Annotated in this window: 13 protein-coding genes; 2 read left to right on the top strand and 11 right to left on the bottom strand. The window is 66.2% G+C overall.

What is annotated here, in order from left to right:
- Nucleotides 1-9 precede the first annotated feature (9 nt).
- From murD to dinB, 10 genes are all read right to left on the bottom strand, one after another.
- The gene (gene murD, locus J2T21_RS11115; protein WP_307581430.1) at nt 10-1,554 is read right to left on the bottom strand and encodes a UDP-N-acetylmuramoyl-L-alanine--D-glutamate ligase; all 1,545 of its coding nucleotides are present in this window, start codon (nt 1,552-1,554) and stop codon (nt 10-12) included.
- Nucleotides 1,536-2,639 carry a phospho-N-acetylmuramoyl-pentapeptide-transferase gene (mraY, locus tag J2T21_RS11110; RefSeq protein WP_307581428.1) on the bottom strand — a complete coding sequence of 368 codons (1,104 nt, stop codon included), beginning with the start codon at nt 2,637-2,639 and terminating at the stop codon, nt 1,536-1,538. The genes murD and mraY overlap by 19 nt, the downstream gene beginning before the upstream one ends.
- Complete coding sequence (locus tag J2T21_RS11105) at nt 2,636-4,111, bottom strand: UDP-N-acetylmuramoyl-tripeptide--D-alanyl-D-alanine ligase (protein WP_307581426.1); 1,476 nt, start codon at nt 4,109-4,111, stop codon at nt 2,636-2,638. Before J2T21_RS11105 ends, mraY begins: the two co-directional genes overlap by 4 nt.
- 13 nt (nt 4,112-4,124) lie before the next feature.
- The gene (locus tag J2T21_RS11100) at nt 4,125-5,753 is read right to left on the bottom strand and encodes a UDP-N-acetylmuramoyl-L-alanyl-D-glutamate--2,6-diaminopimelate ligase (protein WP_307581424.1); all 1,629 of its coding nucleotides are present in this window, start codon (nt 5,751-5,753) and stop codon (nt 4,125-4,127) included.
- Nucleotides 5,753-7,582 (bottom strand): peptidoglycan D,D-transpeptidase FtsI family protein, encoded by a 1,830-nt coding sequence (locus J2T21_RS11095; RefSeq protein ID WP_307581422.1) that lies wholly within the window; start codon nt 7,580-7,582, stop codon nt 5,753-5,755. Before J2T21_RS11095 ends, J2T21_RS11100 begins: the two co-directional genes overlap by 1 nt.
- Nucleotides 7,583-7,656: 74 nt before the next feature.
- Entirely contained in the window at nt 7,657-8,373 is a 717-nt protein-coding gene (locus J2T21_RS11090) for a hypothetical protein (protein WP_307581420.1), read from the bottom strand.
- 2 nt (nt 8,374-8,375) lie between these two features.
- Nucleotides 8,376-9,404, bottom strand: a complete 1,029-nt coding sequence (rsmH, locus tag J2T21_RS11085) for a 16S rRNA (cytosine(1402)-N(4))-methyltransferase RsmH (protein ID WP_307581418.1) — start codon at nt 9,402-9,404, stop codon at nt 8,376-8,378.
- A 139-nt stretch (nt 9,405-9,543) separates the two neighbouring features.
- On the bottom strand, nt 9,544-9,972 hold the full coding sequence (gene mraZ, locus J2T21_RS11080; RefSeq protein WP_307581607.1) for a division/cell wall cluster transcriptional repressor MraZ: 429 nt from the start codon (nt 9,970-9,972) through the stop codon (nt 9,544-9,546).
- Nucleotides 9,973-10,579: 607 nt separating this feature from the next.
- On the bottom strand, nt 10,580-10,957 hold the full coding sequence (locus J2T21_RS11075; protein WP_307581416.1) for a DUF3040 domain-containing protein: 378 nt from the start codon (nt 10,955-10,957) through the stop codon (nt 10,580-10,582).
- Between the two features lie 175 nt (nt 10,958-11,132).
- Nucleotides 11,133-12,335 carry a DNA polymerase IV gene (gene dinB, locus J2T21_RS11070; RefSeq protein ID WP_307581414.1) on the bottom strand — a complete coding sequence of 401 codons (1,203 nt, stop codon included), beginning with the start codon at nt 12,333-12,335 and terminating at the stop codon, nt 11,133-11,135.
- Nucleotides 12,336-12,434: 99 nt separating this feature from the next.
- On the opposite strand from dinB, the gene J2T21_RS11065 reads away from it, so the two are divergent.
- A complete protein-coding gene (locus J2T21_RS11065) occupies nt 12,435-13,541 on the top strand; it encodes a polyprenyl synthetase family protein (RefSeq protein WP_307581412.1) in 1,107 nt (368 codons plus the stop codon).
- Between the two features lie 114 nt (nt 13,542-13,655).
- Here the strand turns inward: J2T21_RS11065 and J2T21_RS11060 are convergent, their stop codons facing one another.
- The gene (locus J2T21_RS11060) at nt 13,656-14,012 is read right to left on the bottom strand and encodes an Rv2175c family DNA-binding protein (RefSeq protein WP_307581409.1); all 357 of its coding nucleotides are present in this window, start codon (nt 14,010-14,012) and stop codon (nt 13,656-13,658) included.
- Between the two features lie 201 nt (nt 14,013-14,213).
- Here J2T21_RS11060 and J2T21_RS11055 point away from each other — a divergent pair, with 201 nt between their 5' ends.
- Nucleotides 14,214-15,755, top strand: coding sequence for a LysM peptidoglycan-binding domain-containing protein (locus J2T21_RS11055; RefSeq protein ID WP_307581407.1), 1,542 nt, complete (start codon nt 14,214-14,216; stop codon nt 15,753-15,755).
- Nucleotides 15,756-15,912: the final 157 nt, after the last annotated feature.

Below are 15,912 nucleotides of genomic sequence, written 5' to 3'. Positions count from 1 at the left end.
GGTCGCTCCTTACTTGCTTGTCTCCCCCATGAGCGCACGGACCGCGTCAATGAAGGCATTGCCGCGTTGTGCGTATGAGGTGAATTGGTCCATTGAGGCTGCTGCCGGTGCCATGAGCACGGTGTCCCCGGGCTCGGCTATCCCGGCGGCTTCCGTGACGGCCTGGGCCATCACGGCCCAGCCGGCTGCCGAGCCGGTTGTTCCGGCCGCGGTCTCCCGTTCAGTTTCGCGCACGCCGGGCCCAATCACGGGCACCAGTGGCGCGTGTCGTTCAAGGGCTTCGCGCAGCGCGGCGGTGTCGGTGCCGATCAGCACCACCGCCTTGAGCCGGGTGGCGTGCGCCGAGACCAACTCGTCGTATTCCACGCCCTTGGACAGGCCCCCGGCGATCCAGATGACCGAGGAGAAGGCGCCCAGCGAGGCGTTGGCGGCGTGCGGGTTGGTGGCCTTGGAATCGTTGATCCACAACACGTCGTCGCGGCGGGCCACGGCCTGGATGCGGTGGTCCCCCGCGTCGAAGCCGGCCAGGCCCCTGGCGACGGCGTCGGGTTCGACCCCGTAGGCGCGGGCCAGGGCGGCAGCGGCCGCGGCGTTGGCGGCGGTGTGCCGGGGCACGACCTCGCCGATGTCCTTCAGGGCGATGAGTTCGGCCGCCGAGTTCCTGCGGTCCTCCAGGAAGGCGCGGTCCACCAGCAGGTCCTCGACCACCCCGACCATGCTCACCGCCGGGACCCCGGTGGTGAAGCCGATGGCGCGGCAGCCCTCGATGACGTCGGCGTTCTCGACCATGGCCTCCACGACGGGCTCCTCGGCGTTGAAGATCGCCGCGACGCGGGTCCGCTCGTAGATCTTGGCCTTGTCGGCCTTGTAGTTCTCAAACCCGCCGTGCCAGTCCACGTGGTCCTCGGCGATGTTCAGCACCACGGAGGCCAGCGGGGAGATGGTGTGGGTGAAGTGCAGCTGGAAGCTGGAGAGCTCCACGGCGATCACGTCGAAGCCCTCCGGATCCCGGATCGCATCCAGGATCGGGGTGCCGACGTTGCCGGCGGCAACCGCGCGCAGTCCCGCGGCCCTGAAGATCGACTCGGCCATCCCCACCGTGGTGGTCTTGCCGTTGGTCCCGGTGATCACGACCCATTCTGCGGTCTTGCGGCCCTCCTTCTCGCGCACGCGCCAGGCCAGTTCCACGTCCCCCCAGATCTCGATCCCGGCCTCGGCGGCCGCGGCGAGCATGGGTTGGCGCGGGTTCCAGCCCGGGGAGGCGATGAGCAATTGCGGCGCCTGGCCGTCGACGGGCGGCAGCGCGTCGACGTGCGCGGGGCCCAGCAGCACGTCGGTGGCCCCGACAATCTTCAGCGTGTCGGCCCGCGAGCGGTTCACCTCGGTGTCGGCGCCGTCGACGACCACGACCTTGGCGCCGAGTTCGATCAGCGTGTCGGCGGCGGAGAAGCCGGACAGGCCCAGGCCCGCCACGACGACGCGCAGCCCCGCCCAGTCCGATTCCCAGCGGACCAGGTGCCCAAGATTGACAGGTGTCACAGTCCAACGACCCATTCGGAGTAGAAGATGCCCAGCCCGGCGGCCACGAACAGCCCGCCGAGGATCCAGAACCGGACCACCACGTTCTCCTCGGCCCAGCCGGAGAGCTCGAAGTGGTGCTGCAGCGGCGCCATCTTGAACACGCGCTTGCCGCCCGAGAGCTTGAAGAACCCGACCTGGATGATCACCGAGAGGGTGATCATCACGAACAGCCCGGCCAGCACGAGAAGCAGCACCTGGGTGCGGGAGAGGATGGCGAAGGCGGCCACGGCGCCGCCGATGGCCAGCGACCCGGTGTCGCCCATGAAGATCTTTGCCGGCTTCGCGTTCCACCAGAGGAACCCGATCAACGCGCCGCAGAGGATCGCGCCGAGCAGGGCCAGGTCCATGGGGTCGCGCACGGTGTAGCAGACGTTGGCCGCCTCGTGCAGGGCACAGGCCTGGTTCTGCTGCCAGATCCCGATGATGGTGTACGCGCCGAAGACCATGATGGAGGCGCCGGTGGCCAACCCGTCCAGCCCGTCGGTGAGGTTCACGCCGTTGGTGGCGGCGGTGACGATCAGGTTGGACCAGACCACGAAGAGCACCAGGCCCAGGACCGGGCCGGCGAAGGCCAAATCGATGTTGGTGTCGCGCAGGAAGGAGATCGCGGTCGAGGCCGGGGTCAGGCCCTTCTCGTTGGGGAAGTTCAGCGCCAGCACGGCAAAGCCGATGCCCACCGCCGCCTGCAGCACGATCTTTTCCCAGGCGCGCAGGCCCAGCGAACGTTTCTTGGCGATCTTGATGAAGTCGTCGAGGAACCCGACCACGCCCATCCCGCCGAAGAGCAGCAGCAACAGCAACCCGCTGGAGGTCACCCCGGCGGAGGGCCGGCCCATCAGGGTCAGCAGGCCGTGGGTGGCGAAGTAGCTCAGGATCACCGCGGCGATGATCACGACCCCGCCCATGGTGGGGGTGCCGGACTTGGTGGCGTGCGAGGTGGGTCCGTCGTCGCGGACCACCTGCCCGTACTGGCGGCGCCGGAGCATGCGGATGAACAATGGCATGGTGACCATCGTGAAGATCAAGGCGATGCCTGATCCCATGATTAGAGCAATCACAGTGCGGTGCCCTCCTTTGCGGCGGGTGCGCCGTTGTTGGTTCCGGCAATCTGGTCGCCCAGGTGCCGCAGGCCGGCACCGTTGGAGGACTTGAACAACACGATGTCCCCCGGGAGCAGGTTTTCGTTCAGGATGCGGGCGGCGGCCTTGGCGTCCTCGGCGTAGTACGCCTCGTCGCCCCAGCTGCCCTCGAGCACCGCGGAGTTGTAGGCCAGCTTGGCCCCGCGCCCCACGACGAGCAGTTTTTTGATGTTCATGCGCACCGCGATGCGGCCCAGCATGTCGTGTTCGTGGCGGGAATCCTCGCCGAGCTCGAGCATTTCGCCCAGCACCGCCCAGGTGCGCCGGGCGTTGCCCTGCGCGTCGGGCAGGCCGAGTTCGGCCAGCGTGCGCAGCGCGGCGCGCATCGAATCCGGGTTGGCGTTGTAGGCATCGTTGATGATGCTCACCCCGTCGGCCCGTTCGAGGCGTTCCATGCGCCAGCGGCTGGCCGGGCCCAGGCCCTGCAGGGTCGCGGCGATCTTCGCCGGTGCCAGGCCCAGGTATTCGGCCACGGCGGCGGCGGCCAGGATGTTGGCCACATGGTGGCGCCCGATGAGCCCGGAGGTCACCGTGTGCTCGGTGGCGTCGGCCGCCACGAGCGTGAAGACGGGGTGGCCATTGGCGTCGACGTCCAGGTCGCGGGCCCAGACGCCGGCGGCGTCCCCCGCGGTGCGCTGGACGCCGAAGCGCAGCACCGGCGCAACGGTGCGGGGGTGCATGGCCGCGACGAGGTTGTCGTCGTTGTTCAGCGCCGCGAGCCCGGTGGCGGGCAGCGCCTCGACCATTTCACCCTTGGCCTTGGCGATGTTTTCAATGCCGCCGAATTCCCCGGCGTGGGCCGAGCCGACGCCCAGCACGACCCCGACCTCGGGGTGGACCATGTCGGTGAGGTAGGTGATGTGGCCGATGCCGGTGGCACCCATCTCCACGACCAGGTACTTGGTCTCCGCGGTGGCCCGGAAGACGGTCAGCGGGACGCCGACCTCGCCGTTGTACGAGCCGACCGGTGCGACGGTCTGGCCGAGTTCGCCCAGCAGCGCGGCGAGCAGGTCCTTGGTGGTGGTCTTGCCGGCCGACCCGGTGATGCCCACCACGCGCAGCCCGTTGGAGGCCTTGAGGCGCTCGACGATGGCCGCGGCGATCTGGCCCATGGCGATGACGGCGTCGGGGACGATGATCGCCGGATGGACGGTGCCGTCCTGCGCCAGAGTTTCGCGCTCGGCCAGGGCCAGCACGGCACCCTGCCTGAGGGCGGCGTCGATGAAGTGGTGTCCGTCGGAGGACTCCCCGGGCTTGGCCACGAAGAGCCAACCGGCTTCACAGGCACGCGAGTCGGTGTCGACCCCGAGGACGGATGTGTCGGCGCTGGCCGAGGAGGTGAGTCGCCCGCCGGTGATTTCGGCGATTTCGGCGGAAAGAAGATCAATCATGGCAACTAGGACTTTACCCTTCATCCGCGGGATCGATGGAACCGGAAGCCGGTTCCAGGGGCTGGAAGCCGTTGGCGAGCAATGCCCGGCGCAGCTCCTGCCGGTCGTCGAGTTCCAGGTTCACGCCCATGACTTCCTGGAAGACCTCGTGGCCGCGCCCGGCGACCAGGATGGTGTCGTGTTCCCCCGCCATCGCCGCCGCGGCGGCAATTGCGGCCGCCCGCGGGTGGATCTCGTGGACCTCGGTTCCGAGCCCTTTGGCGAGGATTTCGGCCCGCGCGCCGGCGGCGACCGCTTCCCGGATCCCGGAGGGGTCCTCGGAGTGCGGGTCGTCGTCAGTGACAATGACCACGTCTGCGTGTCTGGCGGCCACGGCGCCCATGACCGGGCGCTTGGTCGCGTCGCGTTCGCCGGTGGCCCCGAAGACCACGATGACCCTGGAACCCGGTTCGGCGGAGCGCACCGAACCCAGGGCCCGGGCCAGGGCGTCGGGGTTGTGGGCGAAGTCGACGATGGCGGCCGGGGATTCTGCGATGACCTGCATCCGGCCGGGCACCTGGACGGTCAGCGGGTTGGCGGCATCCAGGGCTGCCTGCAGCCGCCCCGGTTCAACCCCGGAGGCCAGGACCATCACCACGGCCAGGGCGGCGTTGGAGACGTTGAAGTCCCCCGGCAGGCCGGTGACCGCGGTGAGCACCTGCTCCCCGGGGCCATGCAGCTCGAAGCGGTGCCCAAGGCCGGCCGGGAGCACGTTGGCCACGGCCCAGTCAGCGTCCGTTCCGGTGCCGGTAGTGGCCAGGGTCCAGACCTCGGCCGTGGCCTGGGCTGCCATGGCACGTCCCCAGTCGTCGTCGACGGTGATCACGGCGCGGTCGCTGCGTTCCAGGTCGAAGAGCTCGGCCTTGGTCGCAAAGTATTCCTGCATGCTGCCGTGCAGGTCCAGGTGGTCCTGGGTGAGGTTGGTGAAGCCGGAGACCGCGAAGCGCAGGCCGTCGACCCGCCGGTAGGACAGGGAGTGGGAGGACACCTCCATGGTGGCGGAGGTGACGCCCAGTTCCCGCATGCGGGCCATCAGGCCGTGCAGCTGCGGGGCCTCGGGGGTGGTGAGGATGCTGGGGATCGGGGTCTGCCCGGCGGAGATCTCGATGGTGCCCACCAGGCCGGTTTCCCGGCCCAGGGCGCCGAGCACCGAGCGGATCATGTAGCTGGTGGTGGTCTTCCCGTTGGTTCCGGTCAGCCCGAACAGCTCGGGGCAGTCCTCGTCGGTCCCGTAGATGAGGGCGGCCAGTTCCCCGACGACCTCGCGCACATCGCCGGCCAGCAGCACCGGCAGGCCCAGCGCCGAGGCGGCGGCCTCGCCCTCGATGTCGGTGAGGATCGCGGCGGCACCGGCCTGTGCGGCGGCGGCGGCAAATTGCGCGCCGTGGAAGCGGGCCCCCGGCGCGGCGACATAGAGGTCCCCGGGCAGCACGGCGCGGGAGTCCAGGCAGATGCCGGTGACCTGCGCCTCGCCGTTGCCGATGATGTTCGCACCCCGCCCGGTTTCGTGCAGGTATTCGAGCATGGCTCGCAGGGTGGTGGTCCGTTGTTTCAGCGGGCGCAGCAGCGCTTCCGCCGCGCGGGGTGTGAGGGCTTCAGGCATTACCAGGATTTCTTTTGTTCGGATCCGATGAACACGTCGTACCCGTTGGGCTTCGAATTGCTCGGCGGAACGTTGTAGGCGTTCAGGGTCTTGCCCATGACTTCGCTGAAGGTGTCGCCCACGGACCAGGACTTCCAGTCTCCCTTGGGGCGGTACATGGTGACCACGACGGCGATCTGCGGGTCGTCCAGCGGGGCGACCCCGGCGAACGAGTTGGTGTAGCCGTCGTAGCCGCCGTTTGGCCCGGCGGCCTGGCCGGTGCCCGACTTGCCGCCGACGCGGTAACCGGACACAGCCATCTTAGTACCCGTTCCCTCCAGGACCACAGTCTCCATCAAGCGCAGCATCTCCTTGGAGGTCTTCGCGGAAACCACGCGCTCGGACTTGGGTGCCGCGGGCTTCTCGATGGTGCCGTCGGGGTTGACGTAGGAATCGATCAGCGTGGGATCGATGCGCACCCCGCCGTTGGCGATGGCCTGGGTGATCTGCGCGGTGTGCAGCGCGGTCTGGGTGTAGGCCTGGCCGAACATGGTCGCGTACTGCTGGCGCCGCTCCCAGTCCTGCGGCTTGGCCAGGATGCCCTGGCTGGCCCCGGACAGGCCGATGTCGATGGCCTTGCCGAGGCCGAACTTCTTCATGTACTTGTAGCGGGTCTCGTTGCTCATCTTGTTGCCGATCATGACCGTGCCGGTGTTGTAGGAGCGGGCGAAGATGCCCGCGACGGTCATGTCGTAGGTGGAGTGCTTCAACGAGTCGTTGATGGTTTCCTTGTTGATGGTGTACGCGTTGGGGACCTTGAAGGCGTCGGTGGGCTTGACCACGCCCTCCTCGAGGGCCGCGGCGAAGGTCGGGACCTTGCCGGTGGATCCCGGTTCGAAGGCCTGGGTGATGGAGGCCGAGCGGCGGAACGTTGCCTCGGTGGCGCTGGGGTCGTTGGGGTCAAGCTGGTTGGAGTCGCCGATGGCGATCAGCCGTCCGGTCTTGACTTCCTCGACGATCACCGAGACCCATTCGGCGTTGAACTGCTTCTGCTTCTTCAACGCCTCTTCCTGGGCGATGAAGTTGATGTCCGCGTCCAGGGTCAGTTTCACGTCCTGCCCGTCGACCGCGGGGACCTCTGTGGTCTCGGCGACGGGGATCCGCACGCCGTCGGCTCCGACCTCGTAGGTCCGCGTTCCGGGGGTGCCGGTCAGGCGCTTGTCCTGGCTCATTTCCAGGCCCTCGGCGCCCTTGAGCGATTGCTGGTCGTCGGTGTTCATCACGAAGCCGAGCAGGGGCCCGGCCACCACCCCGTTGGGGTACTGGCGTTCGCTGCGCAGCTGTCCGGTCAGCGTGGGGATGCGCAGTTCCATGACCGAGTTGCGGACCTCGGGGGTCACTCCCTTGGCCACAACGGAGTAGGCGTTCTTCTTCGCCCCGGGATCGCCCACGATCGCGGTGCGCACCGTGTCGATGTCCTGGTCGATGAGCTGTGCAAGCTCGCCCACGGCCTGCTCGATGCTCACCGATTCCCGGGTGGTTCCACCGGAGAGCTTCTTGCGCACGATGGGCTTGTCGGCATCAACCTTCCGCTGGTCGATGACCAGGTCGTAGCGATCGACGCTGGTGGCCAGGATTGTGCCCTTGGAATCCAGGATCTGGCCACGCCTGGGTTGTGTTTCCTGGAAGCGGGTTCGATTGTCCACCGCTTCGGCGGCCACGGCCTTGGCATTGAGCGACTGGACGAAGAACAGCCGTCCGCCGGTGATCAGCAACAGCACCAGGGAGATCGCCACCACCATGCGCAGGCGCAGGTGGGTCGTTCCGGTGGTTGGGGATTTTGGTGGCATTCGGTCCTCAGCTCATACCGGGTGGGCGTGGTGGTGCGTATCGGGGGCCTGGTGCGGCCCCGGTTCCGGGGGTGCTACTGCCCCGGGGTCTTCAGGCTTGGTGCGGGGATCGTCCCGCCATTGAGTTGTGCCGGGGAGAAGTCGGGGCGCGAGCCGTCGGCCGGAACCGGCGTCCGGGCCGCTGTGGACTTCGGCGGCACCACGGCGGCCACCGGGGCGTCGGTCTCCGTGTCCTTGGCCGCGGTCTTGCCCTTGGCCTCCGTCGTGGTTCCGGGCTTGGCCGGGGCCTTCAGGATCCCGCTCTTGGCCCGGTTCTCGGCGCTGGGCTTTTCGGCGGCCGTGGCGGTCCCGGCCACCTTGCCGGTGTCCAGGTTGATGGCCGCGGGTGCGCCGGGCTTGACCATGCCCAGGTCGGCAGCCTTCTTGGCAACCACCTGGGGGGATCCCAGGTACAGCGCTTCCTGGCGCAGGGCCTCGTTTTCCTGGGACAGCGCGCGTTCCTGTCCGCGCAGGTCCACCGCGGTGTACTGGCCGTTGGCGATGTACACGTTGATCAGCAGCACCGCCACGACCGAGGCTATGACCAGGACGAAGATGGAGACGATGAATGGAACCCGTCGCTTGGCCCCCAGCGCCGGCACCACCGAGAGGGTGGTGCGGCGCTTGGCGGTTGATTCCTCCGGGCGGGAGGCCGGTATGGGCTGTGGGGCCTGGCTGAGCGCGTTGGCACCCTGTGTTGCGGGTAGCTCGATGACGCGAGAACGTACGCGGTGCGGTGTCCGGTTGCTCATACTCAGTTCCTCTTCAGGATGCGTTCCACGGCTCGCAGCTTCGCTGAGGCTGCTCGTGAGTTTTCGGCGATTTCTTGGTCGGTTGGCTTCTCGGTTCCTCGGGTGAGGACCTTGAATTGCGCCTTGTGTTCTTCAAGCTCCACGGGAAAACCCGCCGGGGCCGATGATTTGGATCCGGCGGCGAAGTGCCGCTTGGTGATCTTGTCTTCCAGCGAGTGGTAGCTCATCACCACCACCCGTCCCCCGACATGCAGGGCGCCCATGGCCGCGGGAATGGCCCGATCAAGCACGTCCAGTTCCTCGTTCACTTCGATGCGAAGCGCCTGGAAGGTCCGCTTGGCCGGGTGGCCGCCGGTGCGTGCGGCTGCGGCGGGGACGACCGACCGGATGGCCGTCACCAGTTCCTCGGTGGTGCTGAAGGGCTTGGCCTTGCGCGCCTCGACGATTGCCGAGGCGATGCGTCCGGCGAATTTCTCTTCGCCCCAGGCACGGATGATGCGCACAAGTTCGGTTTCGCTGTACTCGTTGACGATGTCGGCCGCGGTGGGTCCGCGCGAGGTGTCCATGCGCATGTCAAGCGGGGCGTCATAGGAGTAGGCGAAACCGCGATCGCGTTCATCGAGCTGCAGGGAGGAAACCCCGAGGTCGAAGAGCACCCCGTCGATTCCGTCGAATCCAAGGTCCTCGACGACATCGGCGATTTCGTCGTAGATCGCATGAACAAGGTCCGTGCGGTTTGCGTAGGGTTCCAACCGGGCACCGGCGAGGGCCAGGGCTTGCTCGTCGCGGTCAAGACCGATGAGGTGGACATCCGGGAAGCGCCGGAGCAAGGCTTCCGAGTGGCCGCCCATCCCCAGGGTGCAGTCAACGACCACGGCACGGCCCCGTGCGGCGATTCCGGCTTCGATGCCAGGTGCCAAAAGCCCTACGCATCGATCGAGCAGTACTGGAACGTGGCGTTCCGAGGCGGGTCGCTCTGCGTTGCCGTCGATATTCACCGCTCCCCCTTTCGCGTGGGCATTGTGCCTCATCTGTTGGCTGAGACCAGATCCCCCTCCGACCCGCTGCTGCCCAGCCTGGCTCCGGGGAAGTGGAGCCAGGATGTGCGTGGCACGGGCGGCTGGAGATCTCGTCCAAGCCACTGGCCGGTTTCCAGTCACCATGTGGTGCCTAGAATCCCGGAAGTACTTCGTCATCCGTTTCGGAGAACGAATTCTCCTGTTCTTCGAGGTAGGCATTCCACGCTGTGGAATCCCAAATCTCGACCCGGTTGCCCGCGCCGATCACTGTGACCTCACGGTCCAGCCCCGCATATGAACGAAGCATGGACGGAATGGTGACCCGCCCCTGCTTGTCCGGTAATTCATCCGAAGCGCCGGAGAGGAAAACACGCGCATAGTCCCTGGCCTGGCGTGAGGAGATCGGAGCTTGCCTCATTTGCTCATGCTGCTTCTCGAATTCACGTTGGCTAAAGACGTAGATGCAGCGCTCCTGGCCACGAGTCAGAACTAAACCATTGGCTAATTCGTCACGATATTTCGCCGGGAGGATTAATCGCCCCTTCTCATCCAGGCGCGGTGTATAAGTTCCTAGGAACACACAGACCGCCTCCCGGTTGAAAGAAGCAACTTGCCCCATTCCCCTCTATTTCGCTCCACTTTACTCCACAAGCCTCCACTGTCAACGACCATTTCGGCATTTTGAGATGAAAAGAGAACGAAAAGTGTTGATTTTCCGCGGCATTCCGGCGTGGGGGCGAAGTGGAGGGATTTGGATTCAGACCAAACTCCCAGAAAGCGGGATGTGGCGGGGCGCACATTGGGGATTCTGGAAATTCCCTGATTCACAAGGATCTTTAGAACCTGGATGAGGAAATGGCAGGGAAGCCGCCCGCTGCGGTGGGGGCAAGTGGAGGGATTCGGGCAGCGCGCGCGGGCGTGCGGGATCCACCGCCGGAATAAAATTTACGGCGATTGGGCATACTCGGCGCGTCGCCGTGTCGCGCGCCAGCTGCGGTGTTGGCCTTGTCTGCCGGCGGCCGACCGTGGCGAGCGCCAGCGGCCCGTCCAGACGGCATGGGGCCGCATGCCTCCAGGCGGAGGGCGGCGGTCCTTAAAAAGGCAAAGGCCCCGCACATGCTGCGGAGCCTTGGCTGGAGTAAGCGGAGGCGGAGTGTCAGGTCTCCGGGCCGCCGGTCAAAGGTGGCTTACGAGGAACCGTGCTCGTCACGCTTGCGCTGTTCCCACCTGTTTTCGAGGTCGCTCATGAATCCCGATTTCTGGGGATTCTTGCCCGCACCGGGCACGCCGCCCTTCTTGGAGCCGCCCTTGCGCGAAAGGGCCAGGTACACGCCGCCAAACATGATGATGAATCCCAGCACGCCCACGATGATCAACTGGCTTGAAACTCCATAGATCAGCACCCCAAGCCCAACGATGCCGATCAAAGCACCCAAGGCAAGATTGCGCGTTGAGTAGTTCCCCGCCGTCGACGCGGATTTCATCGTCGATGCGAAGCGATGGTCTTCATGTAGCTGCTTTTCCAGCTGCTCCAGAAGACGTTGCTCATGCTCGGAAAGTGGCATCGTCTCTTCCCCTTCACTTCACGGTCCCGGCTCTCGCCTTTACCTACTTGAACGTAATACGCCTTGGCAATGTTCCCGGCCGATACGGCTAGCTAACTTCTACTTCCAGAATAGTCCCGAATCTTGCTAATAAGGTAGTCAGGATTCAACTCGCAGCAGACTCAGGGCGAATGCGTCAAGAAGGCTGGTCCGGTTTTTTCTCTTTTTGCCCACGTTCGAGCAGGGAAGCCGGGCGAAGCGCCCCGGCCGGGAACCGGGAACGGATCAAATCCATCGTTGCCTCGGTTTGCCGCCAGTTGTCGTCTCGCGGATCGATGCTCAATTGCATCCCGCCGCCGGCGTCAGCCAGCTTCTCCGCCCGGATACCCACAAGTCGCACGGCTTGGGGCCGCTGGCCAAGCTTTTCAAAAAGTCCCTCCGCGGCAGCGACCAGGTCGCCGGCCGCGTTGCTGGGATACGGCAGGGTCCGGCTGCGCGAGAGCGTGGAAAAATCGCTGTAGCGCAGCTTCAGGGCCACGACGCCCGCCACCTTTTCGGCCTCGCGCAGCCGCGTGGCCACGCGATGGCCGAGGTGGAGTATTTCGCGGCGCAATGCTTCGTCATCCCAGATGTCGATGGCGAATGTCTCCTCGGCGCCGATGCTCTTTTCCTCGCGCTCGGTCTCCACGGACCGGTCGTCGCGCCCCCAGGCCAGGTTGTACAGGTGGATTCCGGTCGCTCCCAGCCGGCGGCTAAGTGTGTTCTGCGGTGTTTGGGCCAGCTGGGCCACCGTGGTGATCCCCATTTCCCGCAGCACCAATGCGGTTTTGGCCCCCACTCCCCACAGCGCACCCACCGGCAGTGTGTGCAGGTAGGCCAGCGTCTGCTCGGGGCGGATCACCAACATGCCATCGGGCTTGGCGCGGGTGGAGGCAACCTTGGCCACGAACTTCGAGGCGGCAATGCCCACGCTTGCGGGCAACCCCAGCTCGGTGCGCAGCCGTGCGCGAATCATCTCGCCGATCGCCTCTGGAGGTCCCAGTCGCCGGATGCTTCCGGTCACGTCCAGGAATGCCTCGTCCACGCTGAGCTGTTCCACCAGCGGCGTGATCTGGTGGAAGATTTCCATGATCCTGGCGGAATATGCGGAATACAGCCCCTGCGTCGGCGGAATCACCACCGCGTGCGGGGCCATCCTCATGGCCACGGCCATCGGCATGGCCGATTTCACTCCCAGTGCCCTGCATTCATAGGACGCCGAGAGCACCACGGAGCGTTCCCCCGGATGACCCACGATCACTTGTTTCCCCGCCAGCTCGGGGCGCGTGAGCAACTCGACGGACACGAAAAAGGCATCCATGTCGACATGCAATATCGCGCGCACCTTGCCTTGGGCCATGCACTGAAGTCTAGCCAACGACTCCGACAATCCAGCTGGCGGCAACTGCACGGCTAGAGTTAAGGAAACACCACGTTGCGCAACCTATGGATGGGACTCATGACACTTTATGCTGCGGACACCTCCGACCCCGAAAAGGCACGGGACCTTTCCGCAGACTTCTCGGAACGGCTCGAGACCTTGCTGTCGGAATTCCTTGCAGAACAACATGAAGCCATCTCCGACATCGCCCCGGCGGCGGCGGAAATCGTCACCGCGATCGACGAGCTGACACGCGGCGGCAAACGCCTGCGTCCGCTGTTCGCCTTCTGGGGGTACCTGGGGGCCGGCGGCGATGCCCGGACCACCGACATCGTGCAGGCCGGAGCCGCACTGGAGCTCTTCCAGGCCGCCGCCCTGATCCATGACGACCTCATCGACCGCTCCGACACCCGACGAGGCCAGCCCAGCATGCACCGACGCTTCGAGTCGCTGCACCGCGCCTCGGGCTGGCACAGGGACGCCCCGCGCTTTGGCGAGGCCGCCTCGATCCTCGCCGGGGACCTTTGCCTTTCGCTGAGCGAGCAGCTCTTCGCCACCATCCAGCCACTGGTGCCCGAGGCCCGCACCATCTTTGACCGCATGCGCGCGCAGGTGATGGCCGGACAGTACCTCGACGTCCTGGAGGAGTCCGCAGGGCCGGCCTACGGGCCGGCCGAGGCGGTCAAGCGCGCCCGCACCATCGTGCGCTACAAGTCGGCCAAGTACTCCGTGGAAAATCCCACGCTGCTCGGCGGCGCGCTGGCGGGGGCCTCCTCAGACCTGCTGGAACAGTATTCCCGGTTTGCCCTGCCGCTGGGCGAGGCCTTCCAGCTGCGCGACGACGTCCTGGGCGTCTTTGGCGATCCGGCGATCACCGGCAAGCCGGCCGGCGACGACCTGCGCGAGGGCAAGCGCACCGAGATCATCGCGCATGCCCTGACCCTTGCCCCGCCGACCGACCAGGAATTCATCCAGTCGCGCTTGGGTGCCGATGACCTGCGCGAGGACGAGGTCACCCGCATGAGTGCGTTGCTGGAGTCGTGCGGGGCGCTGGCGGCCACCGAGGCTTCCATCGCCGAGCTCTCCGAGCAGGGCCTGGCCGCCCTGGACCGGCTCACCGTCACCCCGCTGGCACGGCACGGGCTGCGCACCCTGGGCCTGGCGGCAATCCGCCGGACCTCGTAGGAGCAGGCAGGAACGAGAAAAGCGACGGCCCCCATCCCGGATCATCCGGATGGGGGCCGTCGCTTCTTGCTTGGGTTCGGGGCTATGCACCGGGCAGGTGCAACACGGTGCCTGCTACCAGCTCAACGCCTGGGCGCGGCGGCGGATCTCGGTCTTGCGTCCGGCTCGCAACGCATCCATGGGCGTGCCGTTCAGGGACTCTTCGGGGGTGAAGAGCCACACCAGCAGCTCCTCGTCCTCGTAGCCGGAGTCAACGAGCACCGAGATCGTGCCCTTGAGGCTATCCACAATGCCCCCGTCCATCACGAAGGCGGCGGGTACGCTGCGGATGTTTCGCTTGCCCACGCGCACGGCAATGATGGCGCGTTCGTCGATCAGGCTATGGACCCTTTTGATGGAAACGTCCAGCGCTTCGGCAAGGTCGGGCAGGGGCAGCCAGTCGGCCACTAGGTTCTCAAGATTGCTCACCATTCCAGCGTGCCACATCCTTGGATGGTTCAGGAGCCATATGAACGATTTCTTGGTGGGATCTTTCACAAATTCCAATCCGTGGTGTAAATTCACATTAGTCACACCTGCACCATGAGTCACAACACGCACATGGGCCACAACCCATGTGCGTTCTTTTGCGACCGAACGATTCGTCCTTGCCCCAACCCAAAGGATCGCTCCATGTCCCTTGCACATAACAATCGCGTCAGAGCCATTGGCAGCGCCGTGGCCACGGTCGCAATCCCTGCAGTTGTCCTTGGTTCCCTCGCACTCCCGGCCGAGGCAGCACCGCTGCCCACCCGTGATGCCCTGACGCCCAAGGCCGCCACCCCCGCCATGGTCAAGGCAGCCGAGGCACGAATCAGCGCCCACCTGGTGGCCTCCCACGTTCCCGGCTCGGTGATCCCCCTGGCCAAGAAGAGCGGAACCGTCACCGTCAAGAAGAACGACACGCTCTCGCACATCTCCGTGCGCACCGGGGTCTCGGTTTCCGAGCTCAAGAAGATCAACAAGCTTTCCTCCGACCTGATCAAGCCCGGAGACGTGCTGCGCCTGGGCGGCAGCGACGCACGCGCCGCATCGCCCAAGGCCTCCACGAACAACGCAGGCACCTCCGCCAAACCGGCACAGACCTACAAGGTCGTCAACGGCGATGTCATGGGCGCGATCGCCAAGAAGCTTGGCGTTTCCCTGGACGAGGTGCGCAGCGCCGCTGGCAACCCCGTCAGGGACACCATCTACGTCGGCCAGGTGCTGCACTTCGGATCCAAGGGCTCATCGTCCCCGTCCAAGTCCGCGCCCAAGGGCAACAGCGCCTCCGCGTCCGGAACCTACACCGTGAAGTCCGGCGACTCCCCCTCGATGATCGCCATCCGGCACAACATGTCGGTCTCCGCCTTCATGAAGCTGAACAACCTGTCCAACGGCGACATCATCCGCCCGGGCGACAAGCTGAAGATCAGCGGCGCCCCGAGCGCACCGTCCGCGCCGTCGTCCCCCATGGCATCGGCAGCACCCAAGGCCCCATCCGGCGGCTCCAGCTACACCGTGGTTTCCGGCGACACCCTGGGACACATTGCGATGAAGACCGGGACGCCGCTGAACACCATCCTGCGCCTGAACCCGTCGGTGACCTACTCCACCGTGCTGCAGATCGGGCGGACGCTGAAGGTCAACGGCAACGGCACCTCCGCGCCGAAGTCCTCCTCGGACGTGAACCCGACCAGCTCGAAGCCGCTGGTGGGCAACACGTTCCTGGGCCGCACCTACAAGAGCGACGTGGTGGGTTCGGCAAACGACAACAAGCGCGAGCTGCTCTCCCGCAACCTGCCCTCCCCCGCGGCCATGCAGGCCATGGTGGCCAGCACCGCCCGCCAGATGGGCGTCGATCCCTCCCTGGCCCAGGCCCATGCCTTCCAGGAGTCCGGCTTCCGGATGAACGCGGTCTCCCCAGCGAACGCCGTGGGCGTCATGCAGGTCATCCCCTCGGCCGGGGAATGGGCCTCGGGGCTGGTGGGGCGCAAGCTCGACCTGCTCAAGCCGCAGGACAACGTCACCGCCGGGATCGCGATCATCCGCGCGCACCAGCGCTCGGCGCCGTCGGTCGAGCTGGGCATCGCCTACTACTACCAGGGCGCCACCGGAGTGAAGCGCAACGGCATGTACGCGGACACCAAGAACTATGTCGCCAGCATCCTGGCACACCGGAAGAAGTTCGGCTAACCGGTTCGGGTAGCAGCAAAATGGGGGTGGGGGGGGGGGGGGGGGGGGGGGGGGCCCCCCCCCCCACAGTGGTGGGGGCGGTGGGGGGGGACACGCCGCCCCCCCCCACGCCAAACACCGAGCGCCCCCCAGCGAAGAGATTCGAGACATCGCCGGA

The organism is Paeniglutamicibacter psychrophenolicus, assembly GCF_030812255.1.
GTDB lineage: Bacteria > Actinomycetota > Actinomycetes > Actinomycetales > Micrococcaceae > Paeniglutamicibacter > Paeniglutamicibacter psychrophenolicus_A.
The sequence above is the reverse complement of the archived record's forward strand: the minus strand, read 5'-3'. Positions and strand labels throughout refer to the sequence as shown.

What these genes read in the sequence shown, in the direction of transcription:
- dinB (WP_307581414.1), bottom strand. Translation starts at nt 12,335, where the DNA reads ATGGCCCAAGGCAAGGTGCGCGCGATATTGCATGTCGACATGGATGCC.
- J2T21_RS11090 (WP_307581420.1), bottom strand. Translation starts at nt 8,373, where the DNA reads ATGAGCAACCGGACACCGCACCGCGTACGTTCTCGCGTCATCGAGCTA.
- J2T21_RS11075 (WP_307581416.1), bottom strand. Translation starts at nt 10,957, where the DNA reads ATGCCACTTTCCGAGCATGAGCAACGTCTTCTGGAGCAGCTGGAAAAG.
- J2T21_RS11065 (WP_307581412.1), top strand. Translation starts at nt 12,435, where the DNA reads ATGACACTTTATGCTGCGGACACCTCCGACCCCGAAAAGGCACGGGAC.
- J2T21_RS11105 (WP_307581426.1), bottom strand. Translation starts at nt 4,111, where the DNA reads ATGATTGATCTTCTTTCCGCCGAAATCGCCGAAATCACCGGCGGGCGA.
- J2T21_RS11055 (WP_307581407.1), top strand. Translation starts at nt 14,214, where the DNA reads ATGTCCCTTGCACATAACAATCGCGTCAGAGCCATTGGCAGCGCCGTG.
- J2T21_RS11100 (WP_307581424.1), bottom strand. Translation starts at nt 5,753, where the DNA reads ATGCCTGAAGCCCTCACACCCCGCGCGGCGGAAGCGCTGCTGCGCCCG.
- murD (WP_307581430.1), bottom strand. Translation starts at nt 1,554, where the DNA reads ATGGGTCGTTGGACTGTGACACCTGTCAATCTTGGGCACCTGGTCCGC.
- rsmH (WP_307581418.1), bottom strand. Translation starts at nt 9,404, where the DNA reads ATGAGGCACAATGCCCACGCGAAAGGGGGAGCGGTGAATATCGACGGC.
- J2T21_RS11060 (WP_307581409.1), bottom strand. Translation starts at nt 14,012, where the DNA reads ATGGTGAGCAATCTTGAGAACCTAGTGGCCGACTGGCTGCCCCTGCCC.
- J2T21_RS11095 (WP_307581422.1), bottom strand. Translation starts at nt 7,582, where the DNA reads ATGCCACCAAAATCCCCAACCACCGGAACGACCCACCTGCGCCTGCGC.